Annotated in this window: 14 protein-coding genes and 1 tRNA gene; 9 read left to right on the top strand and 6 right to left on the bottom strand. The window is 72.6% G+C overall.

The window, feature by feature from the left end; genetic code table 11:
• Positions 1-59 precede the first annotated feature (59 nt).
• Positions 60-1,403: a UDP-N-acetylglucosamine 1-carboxyvinyltransferase gene (gene murA / locus ACH4D5_RS04235; RefSeq protein ID WP_398298315.1), complete on the bottom strand. Its 1,344-nt coding sequence runs from the start codon at positions 1,401-1,403 to the stop codon at positions 60-62.
• 253 nt (positions 1,404-1,656) lie between these two features.
• On the opposite strand from murA, the gene ACH4D5_RS04230 reads away from it, so the two are divergent.
• Positions 1,657-2,256: a YqgE/AlgH family protein gene (locus ACH4D5_RS04230; protein WP_398298313.1), complete on the top strand. Its 600-nt coding sequence runs from the start codon at positions 1,657-1,659 to the stop codon at positions 2,254-2,256.
• On the opposite strand, the gene ACH4D5_RS04225 is transcribed toward ACH4D5_RS04230, so the two are convergent.
• Positions 2,229-3,149, bottom strand: coding sequence for a LysR family transcriptional regulator (locus tag ACH4D5_RS04225; protein WP_398298311.1), 921 nt, complete (start codon positions 3,147-3,149; stop codon positions 2,229-2,231). The genes ACH4D5_RS04230 and ACH4D5_RS04225 overlap by 28 nt on opposite strands.
• Before the next feature lie 101 nt (positions 3,150-3,250).
• Between ACH4D5_RS04225 and ACH4D5_RS04220 the strand changes: the two genes are divergently transcribed.
• The 7 genes from ACH4D5_RS04220 to ACH4D5_RS04190 all read left to right on the top strand — a co-directional run bounded on the left by ACH4D5_RS04220 (position 3,251) and on the right by ACH4D5_RS04190 (position 12,836).
• The gene (locus ACH4D5_RS04220; protein ID WP_398298309.1) at positions 3,251-4,432 is read left to right on the top strand and encodes an MFS transporter; all 1,182 of its coding nucleotides are present in this window, start codon (positions 3,251-3,253) and stop codon (positions 4,430-4,432) included.
• Between the two features lie 292 nt (positions 4,433-4,724).
• Positions 4,725-5,021 carry a DUF3039 domain-containing protein gene (locus ACH4D5_RS04215; RefSeq protein ID WP_033263869.1) on the top strand — a complete coding sequence of 99 codons (297 nt, stop codon included), beginning with the start codon at positions 4,725-4,727 and terminating at the stop codon, positions 5,019-5,021.
• A gap of 126 nt (positions 5,022-5,147) precedes the next feature.
• Positions 5,148-6,773, top strand: coding sequence for a beta-N-acetylhexosaminidase (locus ACH4D5_RS04210; protein ID WP_398298307.1), 1,626 nt, complete (start codon positions 5,148-5,150; stop codon positions 6,771-6,773).
• 285 nt (positions 6,774-7,058) lie between these two features.
• Entirely contained in the window at positions 7,059-7,964 is a 906-nt protein-coding gene (locus ACH4D5_RS04205) for an FAD binding domain-containing protein (protein WP_398298305.1), read from the top strand.
• Positions 7,961-10,000: a 2Fe-2S iron-sulfur cluster-binding protein gene (locus tag ACH4D5_RS04200; RefSeq protein ID WP_398298303.1), complete on the top strand. Its 2,040-nt coding sequence runs from the start codon at positions 7,961-7,963 to the stop codon at positions 9,998-10,000. The genes ACH4D5_RS04205 and ACH4D5_RS04200 overlap by 4 nt, the downstream gene beginning before the upstream one ends.
• On the top strand, positions 9,997-12,300 hold the full coding sequence (locus ACH4D5_RS04195; RefSeq protein WP_398298301.1) for a xanthine dehydrogenase family protein molybdopterin-binding subunit: 2,304 nt from the start codon (positions 9,997-9,999) through the stop codon (positions 12,298-12,300). Before ACH4D5_RS04200 ends, ACH4D5_RS04195 begins: the two co-directional genes overlap by 4 nt.
• On the top strand, positions 12,297-12,836 hold the full coding sequence (locus ACH4D5_RS04190; protein ID WP_398298299.1) for an AAA family ATPase: 540 nt from the start codon (positions 12,297-12,299) through the stop codon (positions 12,834-12,836). The genes ACH4D5_RS04195 and ACH4D5_RS04190 overlap by 4 nt, the downstream gene beginning before the upstream one ends.
• 25 nt (positions 12,837-12,861) lie before the next feature.
• Here the strand turns inward: ACH4D5_RS04190 and ACH4D5_RS04185 are convergent, their stop codons facing one another.
• The 3 genes from ACH4D5_RS04185 to ACH4D5_RS04175 form a co-directional block, all read right to left on the bottom strand.
• Entirely contained in the window at positions 12,862-16,194 is a 3,333-nt protein-coding gene (locus ACH4D5_RS04185) for a S8 family peptidase (RefSeq protein ID WP_398298297.1), read from the bottom strand.
• 250 nt (positions 16,195-16,444) lie between these two features.
• Positions 16,445-16,516 (bottom strand) — tRNA-Cys (locus ACH4D5_RS04180).
• Between the two features lie 1,663 nt (positions 16,517-18,179).
• Positions 18,180-18,803 (bottom strand): rodlin, encoded by a 624-nt coding sequence (locus ACH4D5_RS04175; RefSeq protein WP_398298295.1) that lies wholly within the window; start codon positions 18,801-18,803, stop codon positions 18,180-18,182.
• Positions 18,804-18,993: 190 nt separating this feature from the next.
• On the opposite strand from ACH4D5_RS04175, the gene ACH4D5_RS04170 reads away from it, so the two are divergent.
• A complete protein-coding gene (locus tag ACH4D5_RS04170; RefSeq protein ID WP_398298293.1) occupies positions 18,994-19,542 on the top strand; it encodes a DinB family protein in 549 nt (182 codons plus the stop codon).
• Position 19,543: 1 nt separating this feature from the next.
• Here the strand turns inward: ACH4D5_RS04170 and ACH4D5_RS04165 are convergent, their stop codons facing one another.
• On the bottom strand, positions 19,544-19,990 hold the full coding sequence (locus ACH4D5_RS04165) for an ATP-binding protein (RefSeq protein WP_398298291.1): 447 nt from the start codon (positions 19,988-19,990) through the stop codon (positions 19,544-19,546).
• Positions 19,991-20,129: the final 139 nt, after the last annotated feature.

Below are 20,129 nucleotides of genomic sequence, written 5' to 3'. Positions count from 1 at the left end.
GCTGAAAGGGGCGGTCACCCACTGGGTGACCGCCCCTTTCGTATGCCGTGCGGGAACCGCTAGCCGAGCGGTGCCCTGCCCGGCAGCTCGACCTTCGCGCCGAGCTCCTTGAGCTTCTCCATGAAGTTCTCGTAGCCGCGGTTGATCAGGTCGATGCCGTGGACGCGGGACGTGCCCTGCGCCGCGAGGGCCGCGATCAGGTACGAGAAGCCGCCGCGCAGGTCGGGGATGACCAGATCGGCGCCCTGCAGCTTCGTGGGGCCGCTGACGACCGCAGAGTGCAGGAAGTTGCGCTGGCCGAAGCGGCAGTCGGAGCCGCCGAGGCACTCGCGGTAGAGCTGGATGTGCGCGCCCATCTGGTTGAGCGCAGAGGTGAAGCCGAGCCGGGACTCGTAGACCGTCTCGTGGACGATGGACAGGCCCGCGGCCTGCGTCAGCGCCACGACGAGCGGCTGCTGCCAGTCGGTCTGGAAGCCGGGGTGGACGTCCGTCTCCAGGGCGATCGCGTCGAGGGAGCCGCCCGGGTGCCAGAAGCGGATGCCCTCGTCGTCGATCTCGAAGGCACCGCCCACCTTCCGGTAGGTGTTCAGGAACGTCATCATCGAGCGCTGCTGGGCGCCGCGGACGTAGATGTTGCCTTCGGTCGCCAGGGCCGCGGAAGCCCAGGAGGCGGCCTCCAGGCGGTCCGAGAGGGCGTGGTGGTTGTAGCCGCCGAGGCTGTCGACACCGGTGACCCGTATGGTCCTGTCGGTGTCCATGGCGATGATCGCGCCCATTTTCTGCAGGACGCAGATCAGGTCCTCGATCTCCGGCTCCACCGCGGCGTTCGACAGCTCGGTGACGCCCTCCGCGAGGACGGCGGTGAGCAGGACCTGCTCGGTGGCGCCCACGGACGGGTACGGCAGGCGGATCTTGGTGCCGCGCAGGCGCTGCGGGGCCTCCAGGTACTGGCCGCCCTCCCGCTTCTCGATGGTGGCGCCGAACTGGCGGAGCACCTCGAAGTGGAAGTCGATCGGCCGGCCGCCGATGTCGCAGCCGCCGAGGCCGGGGATGAAGGCGTGCCCGAGGCGGTGCAGGAGCGGGCCGCAGAAGAGGATCGGAATGCGCGACGAGCCCGCGTGGGCGTCGATGTCGGCGACATTCGCGCTCTCCACGTGCGACGGGTCCATGATGAGCTCGCCCGGCTCCTCGCCGGGCCGGACCGTCACGCCGTGCAGCTGCAGCAGGCCGCGCACGACGCGCACGTCGCGGATGTCGGGGACATTGCGCAGCCGGCTCGGGGCGCTGCCGAGCAGCGCGGCGACCATGGCCTTGGGCACAAGGTTCTTCGCGCCGCGGACACGGATCTCGCCCTCCAGCGGGGTTCCGCCGTGGACAAGCAGTACATCGTCGGTGACGGTCATGAATCTCGCGTTCCGATTGGATGGACGGGGGGACCAAAGGGCAAGCGTAATGGCCGCGTACCCCCCTTCCGTAAGGCCAAGGGCGTGCAAAGCACGTCATGAGTTCGTGACAACACGAACCGTGCGGAACCGGACACTCCAGGTCACCGCCCGGCGCACCGGCTCCACCGGCCACTTCCGGCCCTGAGCTGCGTTCACTCCGGTATGCGCATTGCCTCCCCGCGCAGGGCGAATATGCGGGATCATGTGGTCCATGACCGAGGTGTCCTCGCTCACAGGGCGGCTGCTCGTGGCCACACCGGCCCTGGCGGACCCGAACTTCGACCGCGCGGTGGTGCTGCTCCTCGACCACGACGAGGAGGGCTCGCTCGGCGTGGTCCTGAACCGTCCGACGCCGGTGGACGTCGCCGACATCCTGGAGGGCTGGGGAGAGCTCGCCGGGACGCCGGGCGTCGTCTTCCAGGGCGGTCCCGTCTCGCTGGACTCGGCGCTCGGCGTCGCGGTGATCCCCGGCGACGAGGCGGTGTCCGCGACCGCCGGGTCGCGGGCCGGCAGACAGGACCCGGTCGGCTTCCGGCGCGTGCACGGCGCGATCGGCCTCGTCGACCTGGAGGCACCGCCCGAGCTCCTCGCCTCGGCGCTCGGCTCGCTGCGGATCTTCGCCGGTTACTCGGGCTGGGGCCCGGGCCAGCTGGAGACGGAACTGGCGGACGGCGCCTGGTACGTGGTCGAGTCCGAGCCCGGCGACGTGTCGTCGCCCGACCCGGAGCGGCTGTGGCGTGCGGTGCTGCGGCGCCAGCGCAGCGAGCTCGCGATGGTGGCGACCTATCCGGACGACGCGTCGCTGAACTGACCGGCCCGCCGGCCGGTGCACGGTTCGGCGCCGTGCAGGTACCGCTCGGCCAGCGGGTGCGCGTCCCTCGCCGGGATCGCCAGGTGTACGGCGACGGGCGGGGCGTTCTTCAGGCGTACGTGACGCAGGGCCGGGTGGGAGTGCCTGCGGGCCACCGGCTCCGGCGCCACCCCCACCCCGTGGCCCGCCGCGACCGCCTCCAGCCACTCGTCGAAGTTGTCGGCGGTGCAGGCGAGGCGCGGGCGGCGGGAGGCCGGCCACAGGTCGGGGCGGGTCGTGCCGGTGACGGTGTTCACCACCAGCGGCACGTCCGCGAGCTCCGCCCAGTCGACGACGCGGCGGCCCGCGAGCTCCGCGGCGCCGCGTGCGACGACGGCGACGCGCGGCTCGTGCAGCAGCACGCGGGTGCGGACCGGTGCGCCGGACGGGACGTCGCCCCGTACGACCGCGACGTCGCACGCGCCCGTGGCCAGGCCCGCCAGCGGGGCGTCGCGCCGCACCAGCCGCACGCCCGCGCCCGTCGCCGCCCGGAAGGCGGAGGTCAGTTCGACGCACGCCTCGGGCAGCACGGAGGTGAAGCCGAGCCGCAGCAGCGGGGGCTCGGCGCGGGTGGCGCGCAGGGTGGCGTCCAGGCGGGTCAGCAGCGGGGCGAGGTCGTCGCGCAGCCGGTGGCCCGCCTCGGTGAGGACGACGCGGCGCGTGGTGCGCTCCAGGAGCCGGGTGCCGACGGCTTCCTCCAGGGCGCGGACCGTGCGCGTGAGGGCGGGCTGGCCGACGCGGAGCCGGTCGGCGGCGTGCGTGAAGCTCAGCTCGTCGGCGACGGCGAGGAATCCTCGCAGGTGGCGCAGCTCTACCCCGTCCAGTCCCTGATCCGTGCCCAGTCCTTGATTCATGCCGCCCGAGCATAAATGGGCTCGGCGGACATTTCTCGCCGGATACGGAGGCTGCCTACGTTTCCCTCCCGGAACCGCGAGGGAAGAGGGAGCTGAGCGCCGTGCGCAAGGTGTGGTTGTTGATGTTGGGGTCCTTCACGCTGGGGCTCGACGCCTATGTGATGGCGGGGCTCCTGCCGGTGGTCGCCGACGACCTGGGGACGACCGTCTCGCTCGCCGGGCAGATGGTCACCGTCTTCACCCTCGCGTACGCGGTGAGCGCGCCGCTCGTCGCCGGGCTGCTGTCCGGAGTGCGGCCGCGCGTGCTGATCGTCGCCGCGCTGGCCGTCTTCGCGCTCGGCAACGGGCTCACCGCGCTCGCCCCCGGTCTCGCCGTGCTGCTCGCCGCCCGGGCGGTGGCGGGGGTGGGCGCCGGGGTCTACTCGGCGCTGTCCACGGCGGCCGCCGCCTCGCTCGCGGGGGAGGAGCGGCGCGGGCGGGCGCTCGCGCTGGTGATGGGCGGGATGAGCTCGGGCACGGTGCTCGGTGTTCCGCTGGGGGTGCTGCTCGCCGGCCACACGTCCTGGCGGGCCACGATGTGGCTGGTGACGGGGCTCGGCGCGATCGCGCTCCTGGGCCTCGCGGTGGGGCTGCCGGAGGTGCCCGCCGAGCCGCCGGTGCCGGTGCGGGCGCGGCTCGGGGCGCTCGCCGACCGGCAGGTGCTGCCGATCGTGGGCGTCTCCTTCCTGGGCGCGGTGGCGAGCCTCGGCCTCTACACGTATCTCGCGCCGGTGCTCGCCTCGTCGGGCGGCGTGGGCGAGGGGGCGGTGGCGCCGTACCTGTGGGCGTGGGGGATCGGCGGGGTGCTCGGCAGCCTGGTCGCCGGGCCGCTCGTGGACCGTACGGGCCGGGTGGGCGTCCTCGTGACGGGGATCGTCTCGACCCTGACCGTCGCGATCGCCGTCCTGCCGCTGTTGGGCGCTGCGGCGTATCCGGCGCTCGTCGTCTGGGGTGCGGCGGGCTGGGCCTTCCAGGTTCCGCAGCAGCACCGGCTGCTCGCGCTGCGCGCCGAGCGCGGGACGGTGGCCCTCGCCCTCAACAACTCCGCCCTGTACCTGGGCAGTGCGGTGGGCTCCGGTGTGGCCGGGCTGGCTCTCGCGGCGGGGCTCGCGCCTCGGGCTCTGCCGTGGGCGGCGGCGGGGGTGGCCCTGGCGGGCCTCGCCCTCCATCTGTCCGCTGCGCGGGGCCGTTCCGTCCACCTGCGGCTTGGTGGGGGCTGGTCGCGCAGTTCCCCGCGCCCCTAGGTGGTCCGGGGCGCGGCCCCCGTGGGGATGCCCTGGCGGGCTGGGGGCTCCTTCTGTCTGTGGGCCGGTGGGGGCTGGTCGCGCAGTTCCCCGCGCCCCTAGGTGGTCCGGCGTGCGGCCTCGCGCCTGGCCCTGGTCACCCGGGGGTGCCCTGACGGGTGAGGGGCGGGGGTCTTACCCAGGGGCGCGGGGAACTGCGCGAGCAACCCCCACCGGGCCGCACGATATGAAGAACCCCCCCGTGGGCACGGGCGCTGCCGGGACGTCGCGGGCGTGAGTACCCTTGGCCCTTATGAGCACTCTTGAGCCCGAGCCCGAGCGCGGGGCAGGTACGGGGACCCTCGTAGAGCCGACGCCACAGGTGTCGCACGGTGACGGCGACCACGAGCGCTACGCGCACTACGTCCAGAAGGACAAGATCATGGCGAGTGCGCTGGACGGCACCCCCGTCGTGGCGCTCTGCGGCAAGGTGTGGGTCCCCGGCCGCGATCCGAAGAAGTACCCCGTCTGTCCCATGTGCAAGGAGATCTACGAGTCCATGGGCGCCGGCGGCGACAAGGACAAGGGCGGCAAGGACGGCAAGAAGTAGCCCTGCCGAGGACGGCACGAAGTAGGCGTCCCTTTCGTCCGTTGTGAGACCTCTTCGCCCGAGGGGCGTTGCGCCTGCCGCAACGCCCCTTTTGCGTCGCGCAATCGCGTGACAGCCTTGGGCGCCATGACCTTTGGGCAACTCATCCCGGCGCCCGCACGCGCCGAGGCCACGCAGAGCTCTTCCTTCGTCATCGACGCGTCCACCACCGTCTGGGCCGGCCCCGGCACCGGGTCCACCGAGCGGTGGCTGCGCGCCGCGCTCGGCCCCGCGCTCGGCCTCCCGCTCCGCGACGGCACCGAGGGCGCGGCCAACTCCCTCTCCCTGTACGTCGACGACTCCCTGGAGCCCGAGGCGTACAAGCTCACCATCGACAGCGACCGCGTCGAGATCCGCGGCGGCGCGGGCGCCGGCGTCTTCTGGGGCGCCCAGACGCTGCGCCAGCTCCTCGGCCCCGACGCCTTCCGCCGCGCGCGCCTGCGGCCCGGCGCCGAGTACGCCGTCCCGGCCGGCGTCGTCGAGGACGCCCCGCGCTTCGGCTGGCGCGGCATGATGCTCGACGTGTCACGGCACTTCATGCCGAAGGACGGGGTCCTGCGCTACCTCGACCTGCTCGCCGCCCACAAGCTCAACGTCTTCCACTTCCACCTCACCGACGACCAGGGCTGGCGCGTCGAGATCAAGCGCCACCCGAAGCTGACGGAGACCGGCTCGTGGCGGGCCCGCTCCAAGTGGGGCCACCGCGCGTCCCCCCTCTGGGAGGAGCGCCCGCACGGCGGGTACTACACCCAGGACGACATCCGCGAGATCGTCGCGTACGCCGACTCCCTGCACATCGCCGTCGTCCCGGAGATCGACATCCCGGGCCACTCGCAGGCCGCCATCAGCGCGTACCCGCACCTCGGCAACACCGACGTCGTCGACACCGAGGCGCTCACCGTCTGGGACACCTGGGGCGTCAGCAAGAACGTCCTCGCCCCGACCGAGGACGTACTCCGTTTCTACGAAGGGGTCTTCGAGGAGATCCTCGACCTCTTCCCGTCCACCTTCATCCACGTCGGCGGCGACGAGTGCCCCAAGGACCAGTGGAAGGAGTCGCCCGCCGCGCAGGCCCGCATCAAGGAGCTGGGCGTGGACGGCGAGGACGGGCTGCAGAGCTGGTTCATCCGCCACTTCGACCGGTGGCTGACGGCCCGCGGGCGGCGCCTCATCGGCTGGGACGAGATCCTGGAGGGCGGTCTCGCCGAGGGTGCCACCGTCTCCTCCTGGCGCGGCTACCGGGGCGGCATCGCCGCGGCCAAATCCGGCCACGACGTCATCATGTGCCCCGAGCAGCACGTGTACTTGGACCACCGGCAGGACGGCGGCCCCGACGAGCCGATGCCCATCGGTTTCATCCGCACCCTGGAGGACGTCTACCGCTTCGAGCCCGTCCCCGCCGAGCTCACCGAGGAGGAGGCGGCCCGCGTCCTCGGCGCCCAGGCCAACGTCTGGACCGAGGTGATGGAGCACCAGGGACGCGTCGACTACCAGGTGTTCCCGCGCCTCGCCGCCTTCTGCGAGGTGGCGTGGCGGCAGCTGCCCGCACCCGCCGAGCGGGACTTCGCCGACTTCGAACGGCGAATGACCGAGCACTACGCGCGACTTGACGCCCTCGGCGTCGACTACCGCCCGCCGAGCGGCCCGCTGCCGCACCAGCAGCGACCGGGCGTGCTCGGACGCCCGATCGAGGGGGCGCCCCCGAACGTGTGAGGAAGCTCCGGGATGCGTGCTCCCGGCGGTCCGTGCCGGGAGCATGGGCCGCCGGAAGCCGTGCGAAAACGGCATATCCCCCTGGTCTGGGGACGAATGCCTCCTAGCGGACCCCCGCGTCGGGGCCCGGGGAAGATGTGCCAGAGTTGCCACGTCCGGGTTGTGAGCACGTACCGTACGGCGGAACAGGCGTAACGGTGACACGTCGCGAAACGGCGAGCACTTCACATACGCGATGGATGTACGTGGAGCACGCGGCCGGACATCGGGAAGGGGCAGCCGGTTTTGAGCACGCACGCACCGCAGGCGGCACAGACACCGCAATCGGTGAAGCTGCCCGCCACGCTGGACGAGGCAGTGGCGGCGCTCGCCGCCATGCCCGCCGCCGTGCCCGTCGCCGGCGGCACGGACCTCATGACATCGGTCAACTCGGGACAATTGCGGCCCGCCGCCCTCGTCGGCCTCGGCCGCATCAACGAGATCCGCGGCTGGCAGTACCAGGACGGCCACGCCCTGCTCGGCGCCGGTCTCACGCACGCGCGCATGGGACGCCCCGACTTCGCCGCGCTGATCCCCGCCCTGGCCGCCGCCGCGCGCGCCGCTGGACCGCCCCAGATCCGCAACGCGGGCACCCTCGGCGGCAACATCGCGTCCGCCGCCCCGACCGGCGACGCGCTGCCCGTCCTCGCCGCCCTCGAAGCCGTGCTGATCATCGCGGGACCCGGCGGCGCTCGCCGCGAGGTCCCCGTCTCGCACCTCCTCGCCGGCATGGAGATGCTCCGCCCCGGCGAGCTCATCGGCTTTGTGCGCGTGCCGCTCCTGCACGCCCCCCAGGTCTTCCTCAAGGCGACCGGACGCACCGGACCCGGCCGGGCCACGGCATCCGTCGCGCTGGTCCTCGACCCCGCCCGGCGCGGTGTGCGGTGCGCGGTCGGCGCCATCGCGCCGATGCCCCTGCGGCCGCTTGAGGCCGAGGAGTGGGTGGCCTCACTGATCGACTGGGACGGCGAGCGCGGCAGTCTCGTCCCGGAGGCGGTCACCGCCTTCGGCGAGTACGTCGCGTCCGCCTGCATCCCGGACCACCCCCCGGCGGCCGACGGCACCGAACAGCCGCTGGCGCCCGCCGTACTGCATCTGCGGCGCACCGTCGCCGCGCTGGCCCGACGAGCACTGGGGAGGGCGCTGTCGTGAGCGACGACCAGAACACCCACAACGGCGGCGGCTGGCAGCCGCACCCGCAGGGCGAGTACGACTCCGACGCCACGGCGTTCGTGCAGCTCCCCGAAGGCATGCTGGACACCCCGCTCGCCGCCCCGGGACACGGTTACGTACCGCCGCAGATAACGGTCACCCCCACCACCGCCGACGCCACCGACCCGGCCGCCACGGGCACCTGGGTCATGCCTCCCGAGGTCACGGGGGCGGCCGGCGGCGGCCGCGCGGTGAGCTGGCCCGACGCGGGCACGGTGCAGGAGCAGCAGCCGGAGGCGCACCCGTACGACCCGCGGGCGACCGGCCAGTGGAGCTTCGGCGAGGCCGAGGCCGCAGGGCTCCAGCAGCCTTTCGGACAGGGGTACGAGCAGGAGACGCAGGGGTACGAGCAGGAGGCGTACGAGCAGGGCTACGGCCACCAGTACGGGCAGGCGCCCTCCGCTCCCGCCCCCTCCGACGTCACCGGGCAGTGGTCCATCCCCGTCGCCGACGGGGACCTGCCGGACGAGTCCGGTGAGTACACGGCGTCGTCGCTGACGGCCCAGTGGGGCGGCACGCCCCCCGCCACCCTGCCCGGCGGCGCGCCCGCGCCGTGGGCGACGGGGGCGGGAGCCGGTGCGCCCTGGGGCACGCAGCCGCAGGAAGCCGCCGCGCACGCCCCTGCGCCCCCCTCCGCCGAGCACGCCCCCGCGCCCGCCCCCGTCAAGCACGCCCCCGCCGAGCACCGTCAGGAATCGCCGCAGGAGAGCCGGTTCGAGCAGACGACGCTGCTGCGGGCGATCAGCGTGCCGCCCGCCGGACGGTCCGGCGCGGAGGCGGCACGGGCCGCGGAGGCCGCCCTCGCGGCGGAGGCCGCCCACGCCATGGAGGCGACGGAGGCCGTCGAGGCCGCCCGGGAAGCCGTCGAGGCCGCGGAGATCGCGGAGGCCGCGGAGATCGCCGACGTCCTGGAGTCGTCCGAGCCTGCGGACGAGTTCGAGGCCGCCGCCGAGCACGTCGGTGTGCCTGTGACGCCTTCCGAGGCCCTCCCTGAGTTCACCCCCGAGGCCGCCCCGGAAGCCCCGGAGACCGACCTCGAAGCAGTACCGGAGCCCGCCCCCGCGCCCGTCCCCGAAGCCGCCGAGGAGCCCCCGGCCGAGCCGGAGCCGACCGACGAGGCCGACGTGACCGGCGAGGCGGACGCGAGCGCTGAGCCGGACGAGCCCAGCGGAAGCGACCCGGCCGAAGCCGCGGCACAGGAGCCGCACGAGCCACTGGACCCGCCACAGGAGTCCCCGGAGTCCCCGGAGTCCTCGGAGGCAGCGGAGGCGAAGGCCTCCGACGGCCCCGTCATCGCGCCCAACCCCCTCCACGACGACCACCCCCTCGTCTCCTACGTCCTCAGCGTGAACGGCACCGACCGGCCCGTCACCGACGCCTGGATCGGCGAGTCCCTGCTCTACGTCCTGCGTGAGCGGCTCGGTCTCGCCGGGGCCAAGGACGGCTGCTCGCAGGGCGAGTGCGGGGCCTGCAACGTCCAGGTGGACGGCCGTCTCGTCGCCTCCTGCCTGGTCCCGGCCGCGACCACCGCGGGCAGCGAGGTCCGCACCGTCGAGGGCCTGGCCACCGACGGGCAGCCCTCCGACGTGCAGCGCGCGCTCGCCGCCTGCGGAGCCGTCCAGTGCGGCTTCTGCGTGCCGGGCATGGCCATGACCGTGCACGACCTCCTCGAGGGCAACCCCGCCCCCAGCGACCTTGAAACCCGCCGCGCGCTCTGCGGCAACCTCTGCCGCTGCTCCGGCTACCGCGGCGTGCTCGATGCCGTGCGCGAGGTGGTGGCCGAGCGCGAGGCGACCTCCGCGGCCGCCGCCGAGTCCTCGGCGCAGAACGCGCACGAGCACCCGCACGAGCACCCACACGGGCACGCTGACGAGGCGCGCATTCCGCACCAGGCGGGCCCGGGAGCCGGTGGCGTCCACCCCGCCGCGTACGACGAACCGCAGGGCCCCTACGGCCAGGACGGAGGCCACGCGTGACCACCGAAGCCGGCACCGCGACCACGCCCACCGCCGCCCCCGAGGGCCCCGGGCAGCCGCCGCACGGCATCGGCGCCTCGCTGCCGTCCGCGGAGTCCCGCGTGAAGACGGAGGGCACCTTCCCCTACGCCGCCGACCTGTGGGCCGAGGGCCTGCTGTGGGCGGCGGTCCTTCGCTCCCCGCACGCGCACGCCCGCATCGTCTCCATCGACACCAGCCACGCCCTCGACATGCCGGGCGTGCACGCTGTCATCACGCACGAGGACGTCCCCGGCGAGCCGCTGCACGGCCGCAGGACCGCGGACCGCCCGGTCTTCGCCTCCGATGTCGTACGCCACCACGGCGAGCCCATCGCCGCCGTGGCCGCCGACCACCCCGACACCGCGCGGATGGCGGCCGCCGCCGTCATCGTCGAGTACGAGGTGCTCGAACCGGTCACCGACCCGGAGAAGGCCTTCGAGGCCGAACCGCTGCACCCCGACGGCAACCTCATCCGCCACATCCCGCTGCGGCACGGCGATCCGGAGGCGGCGGGCGAGCTCGTCGTCGAGGGCCTGTACCGCATCGGCCGCCAGGACCCGGCGCCCATCGGCGCGGAGGCGGGCCTCGCGGTGCCGCGCCCCGACGGGGGAGTGGAGCTGTACGTCGCCTCCACCGACCCGCACGCCGACCGCGACCGGGCCGCCGCCTGCTACGGCCTCACCCCGGACCACGTGAAGGTGGTCGTCACCGGCGTGCCGGGCGCGACCGCCGACCGCGAGGACGCGGGCTTCCAACTCCCGCTCGGGCTCCTCGCGTTGCGGACCGGCTGCCCGGTCAAGCTCACCGCGACCCGCGAGGAGTCCTTCCTCAGCCACGCCCACCGCCACCCCACGCTCCTGCGCTACCGCCACCACGCGGACGCCGAGGGTCGGCTGGTCAAGGTGGAGGCACAGATCCTGCTCGACGCGGGCGCCTACGCGGACACATCGTCGGAGGCGCTGGCCGCCGCCGTCTCCTTCGCCTGCGGTCCGTACGTGGTGCCGAACGCCTTCATCGAGGGCTGGGCGGTCCGCACGAACAACCCGCCCTCCGGACACGTCCGCGGCGAGGGCGCGCTCCAGGTGTGCGCCGCGTACGAGGCGCAGATGGACAAGATCGCCAAGAAGCTGGGCGTCGACCCGGCCGAGCTGCGGCTGCGCAACGCCATGGCGACCGGCGACATCCTGCCCACCGGCCAGACCGTGACGTGCCCCGCCCCGGTGGCCGAACTCCTCGCCGCCGTACGGGACTTCCCGCTCCCCGAGCTGCCCAAGGACACCCCCGAGGACGAGTGGCTGCTGCCCGGCGGCCCCGAGGGCGCGGGCGAACCGGCCGCCGTGCGCCGGGGCGTCGGCTACGGCCTCGGCATGGTCCAGCTCCTCGGCGCCGAGGGCACGGACGAGGTCTCCACGGCCACCGTGAAGGTCCACGACGGCATGGCGACGGTGATCTGCGCGGCCGTCGAGACCGGCCAGGGCTTCACCACGCTGGCCCGCCAGATCGTCCAGGAGACGCTCGGCATCGAGGACGTCCGCGTCGCCCCCGTCGACACGGACCAGCCGCCCGCCGGGCCGAGCTGCCGTGGCCGCCACACCTGGGTGTCGGGCGGCGCGGTCGAACGCGCGGCGAAGATGGTCCGCACCCAGCTGCTCCAGCCCTTGGCGCACAAGTTCGGCATGTCCACCGAGCTGCTCCAGATCACCGACGGCAAGATCACCTCGTACGACGGCGTGCTGTCCACGACCGTCACCGAGGCCCTGGAGGGCAAGGAGCTCTGGGCCACCGCCCAGTGCCGCCCGCACCCGACCGAGCCGCTGGACGAGGCCGGGCAGGGCGACGCCTTCGTGGGCATGGCGTTCTGCGCGATCCGCGCGGTGGTGGACGTGGACATCGAGATCGGTTCGGTCCGCGTCGTCGAGCTCGCCGTCGCCCAGGACGTGGGCCGCATCCTCAACCCCGCCCAGCTGAAGGCCCGTATCGAGGCGGGCGTCACCCAGGGCGTGGGCGCGGCGCTCACGGAGAACCTCCGCACCCCGCGCGGCATCGTCCGCCACCCCGACCTCACCGGTTACGCCCTCCCGACCGCCCTTGACGCCCCCGACATCCGCATCGTGAAGCTGGTGGAGGAGCGCGACGTCGTGGCCCCCTTCGGCGCGAAGGCGGCCAGCGCGGTCCCGGTCGTGACGTCCCCCGCGGCCATCGCCTCCGCGGTCCGCGCGGCGACGGGCCGCCCCGTCAACCGCCTCCCGATCCGCCCCCAGGCCGCGGTCGCCACATGACCCCGCCCGAGGGCGGGGTCGTGGTGCTCACCGGCATCATGGCGTCCGGCAAGTCCACGGTCGCGCAGGCACTGGCCGAGCGCCTGCCGAAGGCCGCGCATGTGCGGGGCGACGCCTTCCGCCGCATGATCGTGTCGGGCGGTGTGGAGTACGAGGGCGAGCCCGGCGGCGAGGCCGAGGCCCAACTCCACCTGCGCTACCGCCTCTCGGCGTCGACGGCGGACGCGTACGCCGACGCGGGCTTCACCGCCGTCGTCCAGGACGTCATCCTGGGCGACGAGCTGAAGCCGTACGTGGACCTCCTCCGCACCCACCCCACGTACGTCGTCGTCCTCGCCCCGCGCCCCGAAGCGGTCGCCGCCCGTGAAGCCGCGCGAGGCAAGACGGGTTACGGCGCGTGGACGGTCGAAGACCTCGACGCGATCCTGCGCGAGCGGACACCGAGGCTCGGACTCTGGCTGGACAGTACGGAGTTGACGGTCGAGGAGACCGTTGACGCCATCCTGGCGCGCTTGGGCGAAGCCCGGGTGAAGTGACTCCACCCGGACTTCGCGGTGCGCGCTACTTGCCGTAGTAAGCGTTGTACAGGGACACGGACGACTTGTTGCCACCCTTGTCCGTGATCTCGGCGCGGAACGAGATGCCCTCACCCTTCGCCGGATTCGTCACGGACACCTCACCGTCCCGGACAGGGACCTTCTTCCAGCTCCGGCCCTCGTCGTACGAGACGTACACGGCAAGGGACTTGAGCCGCCCGGCGCCCGCCGCGGCGCCCTGCACCGTCACCGGAACGGACTGGTTCGCACCCGCAGGGGCGCGGCTCTCCAAATCAAGGGCCGGGGCGAACCGAGCGACGGAAACCGGAAGTGCAGCACGTCCCGCAGCCCTCTCGGAGCGGAACGTCCAGGACGCCTCGACGCGCGACGAAGCTCTCGCGACCCTCGGGTCACGCGTCACCGACGCGGTCAGCCGGTACTCGGCGTCACCCGCCGGCACCTCGAACGTCTCGGCGCCGGTCACCGGGTCGTCGTTCTCGGCGATCTTCGTGCCGTCGCGGTAGAGCGCCGACTTCGCCGCGGAGTACGCGGTCCAGCCCGCATGGCCCTCGCCGTCGGCGACGACCGGGATGCGGCCGCCCAGCCGGTCGCCTTCGCGGAAGACGCCGGTGCCGGCGGCGTTCAGGGCGGGCCCGAAGACGCCGACGTTGAAGGTCTCCGTGTACTTCCGGCCCGCCTTGAAGGTCCGCGGATCCATCTCGTAGTAACCCTCCATGACCGGCTCGCCCTCCTCACCCCTGTCGCCGTACTGATCGAAGTCGATGCCCCACTTCGTGGCGCCGAGCGCGGTGACGTGCACCGTCGTGGTGCGCGGCAGTTTCTGCGGGGTGAAGATGTGCGAGATGCCGCCCGCCTCGGGCCGGTATCCGGCGACGGCGAGGGAGCCCGACCGCCCCGGGGCCGAGGCGCCGGAACGCACCTCGACCGTGGCGAAGTCCGCGCGCTTCAGGTGCTTGGTGTAACCCGTCGACAGCTTCTTGACCGTGCCGCCGACGAGCATGTCGTAGCGGGTGCCCGCGCCCTTCGTCCAGGTGCCGAGCCACTGCTCGCCGAAGCCCTCGGGAACCTCCGGGCCGAGGTGGGCGGTGCGCAGGCCCTTGAACGTGGCGTTGGTGGGGCCGGATTCATACCCCTTGTACATGTACCGCGGTTCGCCCGCCACCAGCTTGGCGTCGCGGTCCGGGACCGTGATGTCGACCGGCTTCGCCCTGCGGGCGTCGAGCGTCACCGTCATGTTCCTGTCGACGGCCAGCCGGGGCTGGACGAGCCAGTCAGTGCCCTTCTCGGTGTTGTCCGGGTCGACATGGATCGACCAGTCCAGCAGGTAACTCCCCTTGGCGACCCGGACCTTGGTGCTCACGCCCTCCGGGAACACGTTGAGTCCCTTGTCCTTGCCGGTGATGGCCGACATCGTCGAGTCGTGGTGCGGCGTGGGCCTGCCGTCGCGGCCGATGGTCTTCAGCGTCACGTCATAGCGCTCGATCTCGCGGTCGAGTGCGGCGGCGGTGCGGACGGACTGGCCGCCGCCGTTCGCCACGACGTACGCGGAGTAGGCGCCGTCCACGGTGCCGCCGAGCTTGGAGTCGGCGGTCAGGTCGACGGAGGCGGTGCCGCCGGCGGGGACGGTGACCTTCTTGGCGCCGAGGGTGAAGAACCCGGCCGGGGCCGGGCGGCCCTTGGGGTCGGTGGCGGTCACCGTGAGGTCCAGGGTGACGTCGTCCTTGCCGAGGTTCTTGTACGTCACCTTCTTGGTGACCGGCTTGTCGTCGGTGTGCGGCCACTGCTGCGTGCCGAAGCTCACCGAGACCGGGTCGGCGATCACCGTCTGCTTGATTGCCTTGTCGACGGCGATACGGCCCGAACCCTGCTGGAAGGGCGTGTACTTGCCGCCCTTGGTGGAGCCGGTGAGCGCGCCCTTGAGCTCGGGCTGCTTCCAGTCCGGGTGCTGCTGCTTGAGCAGGGCGGCGGCGCCCGCGACGTGCGGGGCGGCCATCGACGTACCGGAGATCGTCAGATAGCCCTCGGGGTTCTGGCCGACCTCCCTCTCGATGACGGAGCCGGGCGCGGCGGCGGCCGTGATGTCCACGCCGGGCGCGGTCACGTCGGGCTTGATCGCACCGTCACCGACCCGCGGGCCCTGGCTGGAGAAGTCCGCCGGCTTGTCGTTGTCGTCGACTGCGCCGACGGTCAGCGCGGCGTCCGCACTGCCCGGCGAACCGACCGACTCGGCCGCGCCTTCATTGCCCGCCGAGACGGCGAAGAGGACGCCCTTGTCCTTGGAGAGCCTGTTGACGGCGGCTTCGAGCGGGTCGATCCCGGGGCTGTCGTAGCCGCCCAGGCTGAGGTTGACGACATCGGCGCCCTCTGCGGCCGCCCAGTCCATGGCGGCGATGATGCCGGAGTCCTCGCCTTCGCCGTCATCACCCAGAACCTTGCCGTTGAGGAGCTTCGCGCCGGGGGCGACGCCCTTGAACTTCCCGCCGGACTCGGCGCCCGTGCCGGCCGCGATGGAGGCGACGTGCGTGCCGTGGCCGATGCGGTCCTTGGCGTCCGGCGCGGCGGAGAAGTTCTTCTCCGCGAGGCTCTGGCCCTTGAGGTCCGGATGGGCGGCGTCCACGCCCGAGTCGAGCACGGCGATCTTGACGCCCTTGCCGTCGTACCCGGCGGCCCAGGCCTTGTCGGCGCCGATCTGCTTGACGCTCTTGTCGAGGGTGGCTTTACGGGTGGCGTCCGGCCAGACGTGGCTGATGCCGTTCTTGCTGCGGGTCAGCGTCTTCCACAGGGCTGCCGCGTCCCGCGTGGGCGTACTGAGCGCGTCCGCGTTCAGCACCTTCAGGCTCCGGCGGACGGTGGTACCACCGGCGTCGCGAACCTCGGCCTTGGCGCCGGTGTCGGTTCCCCGGTACCCGACGATGACCTTGAGGCCCTTCTCCTGAGGCTTCAACTCTGCGACGTCGAAAAGCCGTTGATCGAGCTTCCCGTCGGCGATCAGGCGTCGGGCGTCGGATGGCAGGACGAGCGTGTGGCCGTTCGGCAGGCGTTGGGTCCGTACGGGTATGTGCTCGCGTCCCTTCGCGGGCCGGAATCCCGTGACGCGTCCTGAGCGGTCGACGGCGACGCGGTCGCCGGTGAGGAGGGTGAGGTACGTGGGATGGCTGGACGGCTTGAGGGCAGGGTCTGCCACCGGAGGCCGGGTGGCCACTGGTGCGGTCACCGGCGCGGTCACCGGTGCGGTCTCCGGTGTGGCCGACGCGGGGCTGGTCGTGCCTGCTGCGAGGGCCGTGGCGGCGGCTGCGGCGACGGTGGCCGCGGCCGCTCTTCTGGCGTGGTTGCGCAAGTCTTCCCCCTGGAGTCGTGGTCCGAGGTGCTGTCCGGGGAGTATGTCGAGGGATGAGCCGTGCGCCGAACTCCGTTACGCAATCGCCTAGTTGGGGTTACACGTCCGTGTGGTTCCCATGAGATTCTGAGAGATGGCTCACGGGAACCTCCCCCGGGGCCGGTTGCGGGCCCGCCTGACGCGGAAAGGGTGGCCCCTCGTGGGGGACCACCCTTTCGCTTGTTGCGGTACGGCGCGGTGACGCCGTCGGAGGCCGTGGCGGGATTCGAACCCGCGTTACTGGATTTGCAGTCCAGCCCCTGAGCCTCTCGGGCACACGGCCAAGTCGTCGACCTGACTTCTCGAACGTAGCGGGGGCCTGCGGGGGGCTCAAGCGATCACGGGGGGACGCAATGGGACTGCCATGCCGCGTTCATGAAGGGGTGGTGGTCGGGGTTGCGGCGTCTTCGGTGGGCCTGTGCCTTCGATGCTTACCGGGGCCGCCCGGTTTTTTGCGGAGTGTGGCGGCTCCGGGCCGGCAGTAAAGGGCGCTCCCTGCGGTCGCGTCGGCTACGCCGATTCCGCTCCGCTCCACCCTTGACTCCCGCCCCTCCACCGCACGTTGACTTCGACCCGGACGGCCAGGGGTGGGGCCGACGGGGACCCCTGGGATGGGTCATCCCCTTTCATCGCCGGGTGCGGACCGGCCCAACGTGCGCCGACGTCACCGTCGCGGCGGGCCCGGCTTCGCCGCTCGGGTCATCGGCTCTCGCGGCCGGGTGCGGACCGGCCCATCGTGGGCGCGGGCCACGCTTGGGGCGCGGCCGCCCGGCGCGGCCCGGCTGGCCGGGTCATCACCCTTCATTGCCGGGTGCGGGCCGGTCCATCGTGTGTGCCCGTCGCGGTGGGGGTGTTGCCGGGCATGTGGGTGGCCGGTCGGGCACCTACTTTGGAAAAGTTGTGAACGAGGAGGCCGCGCGCCCCCCTGCCACGCCCCGCGCGCCGTCACACAGGGCCGGTCATGGAGGGATTGTGGCGCGGTGGGCTCGGATGCTGGGGGCGCATGGGCTGTTCGCGGGGGGCGTGCGGCGAACGCATTCGCAACTTCGCGAAAGTAGGTCCCCGGGGGGCAGCCTCTCCCGCCCCGGCCGGGACGGCGCATCGGTCGTGAGTAGGGGGGCGCACGGCCTCCCCATTCGCAACTTTCCCAAAGTTGGTCCCCGACAGGCGGCCTCTGCCTCCCGGCCGGGGCGGCGCATTGGTCGTGAGGAGGGGGCGCGCGACCTCCCCATTCGCAACTTTCCCAAAGTTGGTCCCCGACAGGCGGCCTCCCCCTCCCAGCCGGGCGGCGTATTGGTCGTGAAGAGGGGGCGCGCGGCTCCTCCATTCGCAACTTCGTGAAAGTTGGTCCCCGACAGGCGGCCTCCCCCTCCCGGCCGGGGCAGCGCATTGGTCGTGGAGGGGGCGCGCGGCCTCCTCGTTCGCAACTTTGTCGAAGTAGGTGCCCGGGAGGGGCGGGGGCCGGGCCTGCCCAGCGCCATGGACCTTGGCGGTCACCCACGATGGACCGGCCCGCACCCGGCTATGAAGGGGGATGCCCCGGCCAGCCGGGCCGCGCCGGGCGGCCGCACCCCGACCGTGGCCCGTGCCCACGATGGACCAGTCCGCACCCGGCCGTGAAAGCCGATGACCCGAGCGGCGAAGCCGGGAGGCGGGAGGCCGAGGCCCGACCGTGACGGACACGCACGATGGACCGGGCCGCACCCGGCAGCGAAAGGGGATGACCCGACAGACGGCCCCCGTCGGCCCCACCCCTGGCCGTCCGGGTCAAAGTCAACGTGCGGTGGAGGGGCGGGAGTCAAGGGTGGAGCGGAGCGGAATCGGCGTAGCCGACGCGCAGCGCAGCGGAGCGCCCTTTACTGCCGGCCCGGAGGCGCCACACTCCGGAAAGTCCGGGCGGCCCCGGTAAGCATCGAAGGCACAGGCCCACCAAAGACGCCGAGTCGTCAGCCGTCGGGCGAAAGGTTCCCCGAGAGCACCGGGATGTTGCTGAGGATGTGGGAGAGGGCCTCGTCACCCTTGGCCTCGGAAGCCTTCTCGATGCACTGCTGATTCTGCGGGTTGGACAGGACGTTGACGTCCTGCACGCCGACATTGACCAGGGAGAGGATGCTTTGTGCGTCGATCTTCGACGGGAGATTGAGGCAGGACTTGTTCAGTGATCCTTCCAGGAGTGCGGCCTGCGGTCCCAGCTCCTCCGCAGGGGCGCGCCGCGCACCGCCGGAGCCCGCACCCGGCGGCTTGGGAACCGTGCCCTTGGCGGCGTTCAGTTTCTCGATGAGGGCGTTGACCGGGTTGTTCTTGTCGTCCTTGATGGCCTGAACGCAGCGATCCATGCCCGGACTCCGGAAGCGGGCCAGATCACCCACGGTGAACGTGGTCAGGTCGGGGATGCCCTTGAGCGGGGCCTTGGCCGGCATGCCCAGGCACTTGGCGGTGGTCTCCGCGATGAGACCGATACGGACGTCGGGGGCCCGCTCGCCGGCCGCCGCGGGCGCCGTGGACACGGCGGTACTCAGGAGACTGGCGGCGGACAGGGCAAAGGCGGTCACGGCGGTACGGGTGCGCATGCGCGGGGCTCCTTCGAACCGGATGCACGGAGGTTCTCCTGTCCTCCATTCATTCCGGTCCGTCGGGCGCCCGCACGCACACGGCACCCATACGGGCAGGGAGCCCGCACTAGGTCAAGATCTGACCTATATGCCTTCTAGCGTGGTGCTTGTCCTTATGGAGCGGTACCCAAGGAAGGCGGCCACCACCATGCCCGGAACCGACACCACGACCTTCGACCAGCCGGCGACCACCGGCGAGCGCGCAGACCTGCTGGAGGCGCTGGACCACCACCGGACCATGCTCCGCCGCACCGCACGCGACCTCACCGACGAGCAGGCCGGCCTGCGCACCACCGTCAGCGAGCTGTGCATCGGCGGCATCATCAAGCACGTCACCTCGGTCGAGCGGGTCTGGGCCGCCTTCATCCAGGACGGCCGGGCGGCCTTCGGCGACTTCACCGCCATGAGCGACGAGGACTTGGCCCGGCGCGCGGACGAGTTCCGCATGCTGCCGGGTGAGACGCTGGAGGGCGTCCTCGCCGCCTATGCCGAAGTCGCCGCCGAGACGGACGCGTTGGTACGGGCGCTGCCCGACCTCGACGTCTCCCACCTTCTCCCCGCGGCTCCCTGGTGGGAGCCCGGCGGGTCGTGGACGGCCCGGCGCGTCCTGCTGCACGTCATCGGCGAGACCTCGCAGCACGCGGGGCACGCGGACATCATCCGCGAGTCCCTCGACGGCGCCCAGAGCATGGCCTGAGCTACGTCGGCCGTGGCGCGTCCAGCTCCGCCCAGACCGTCTTGCACGGGCCGTACGAGGGCGGCCGCAGGTCCGTGCCCCAGCGGTCGGCCAGGGCCTCGACCAGGAGCAGGCCCCGGCCCGACTCCTCGTCGGGGGCCGGCCGTCGGGGGTGCAGTGGCGGGCTCCGGTCCGCCCGCGCGTCCGACACCTCGATACGGAGTGTGTTCGTCGCCGTGACGGTCAGCGCCAGCCGGAAGCTCCTGCCGGGCACGTGGCCGTGCAGCACGGCGTTGTTCGCCAGCTCGGCGACGATCTGCTCCGCGTTCGCGGAGGGCTGCTCCCAGCTGCGCAGTTGCTCCCTCGTCAGGAGCCGGGCCAGGCGGGCGCCTCTTCGTGTCGCGGAGAGCAGGACCGTGAACTGGTGGGCGGGTGTGGGGGTTTGAGCCCGGGTCGTTTTCTGGTTCACGTCACTCAGCGTGGCGGCCCGAGCGCGGCGCGGATAGCGGTGCGCGCTGTGCGTACCGATTTTGTCCCACGCTTGTCCTGCCTTGTCCCGGCTGTCCCGGGTGACGTACGGGTACGAGTGCGCGTTGGGCTTGGACGGG

Origin of the sequence: Streptomyces sp. NPDC018029 (assembly GCF_044327655.1) — a bacterium.
In the GTDB taxonomy this organism is placed as follows: domain Bacteria; phylum Actinomycetota; class Actinomycetes; order Streptomycetales; family Streptomycetaceae; genus Streptomyces.
Note: the sequence above shows the minus strand (reverse complement) of the source record. Positions and strands in the feature narration are given on the sequence as shown.

What these genes read in the sequence shown, in the direction of transcription:
- murA (WP_398298315.1), bottom strand. Translation starts at nt 1,403, where the DNA reads ATGACCGTCACCGACGATGTACTGCTTGTCCACGGCGGAACCCCGCTG.
- ACH4D5_RS04225 (WP_398298311.1), bottom strand. Translation starts at nt 3,149, where the DNA reads ATGAATCAAGGACTGGGCACGGATCAGGGACTGGACGGGGTAGAGCTG.
- ACH4D5_RS04210 (WP_398298307.1), top strand. Translation starts at nt 5,148, where the DNA reads ATGACCTTTGGGCAACTCATCCCGGCGCCCGCACGCGCCGAGGCCACG.
- ACH4D5_RS04215 (WP_033263869.1), top strand. Translation starts at nt 4,725, where the DNA reads ATGAGCACTCTTGAGCCCGAGCCCGAGCGCGGGGCAGGTACGGGGACC.
- ACH4D5_RS04175 (WP_398298295.1), bottom strand. Translation starts at nt 18,803, where the DNA reads ATGCGCACCCGTACCGCCGTGACCGCCTTTGCCCTGTCCGCCGCCAGT.
- ACH4D5_RS04190 (WP_398298299.1), top strand. Translation starts at nt 12,297, where the DNA reads ATGACCCCGCCCGAGGGCGGGGTCGTGGTGCTCACCGGCATCATGGCG.
- ACH4D5_RS04170 (WP_398298293.1), top strand. Translation starts at nt 18,994, where the DNA reads ATGCCCGGAACCGACACCACGACCTTCGACCAGCCGGCGACCACCGGC.
- ACH4D5_RS04230 (WP_398298313.1), top strand. Translation starts at nt 1,657, where the DNA reads ATGACCGAGGTGTCCTCGCTCACAGGGCGGCTGCTCGTGGCCACACCG.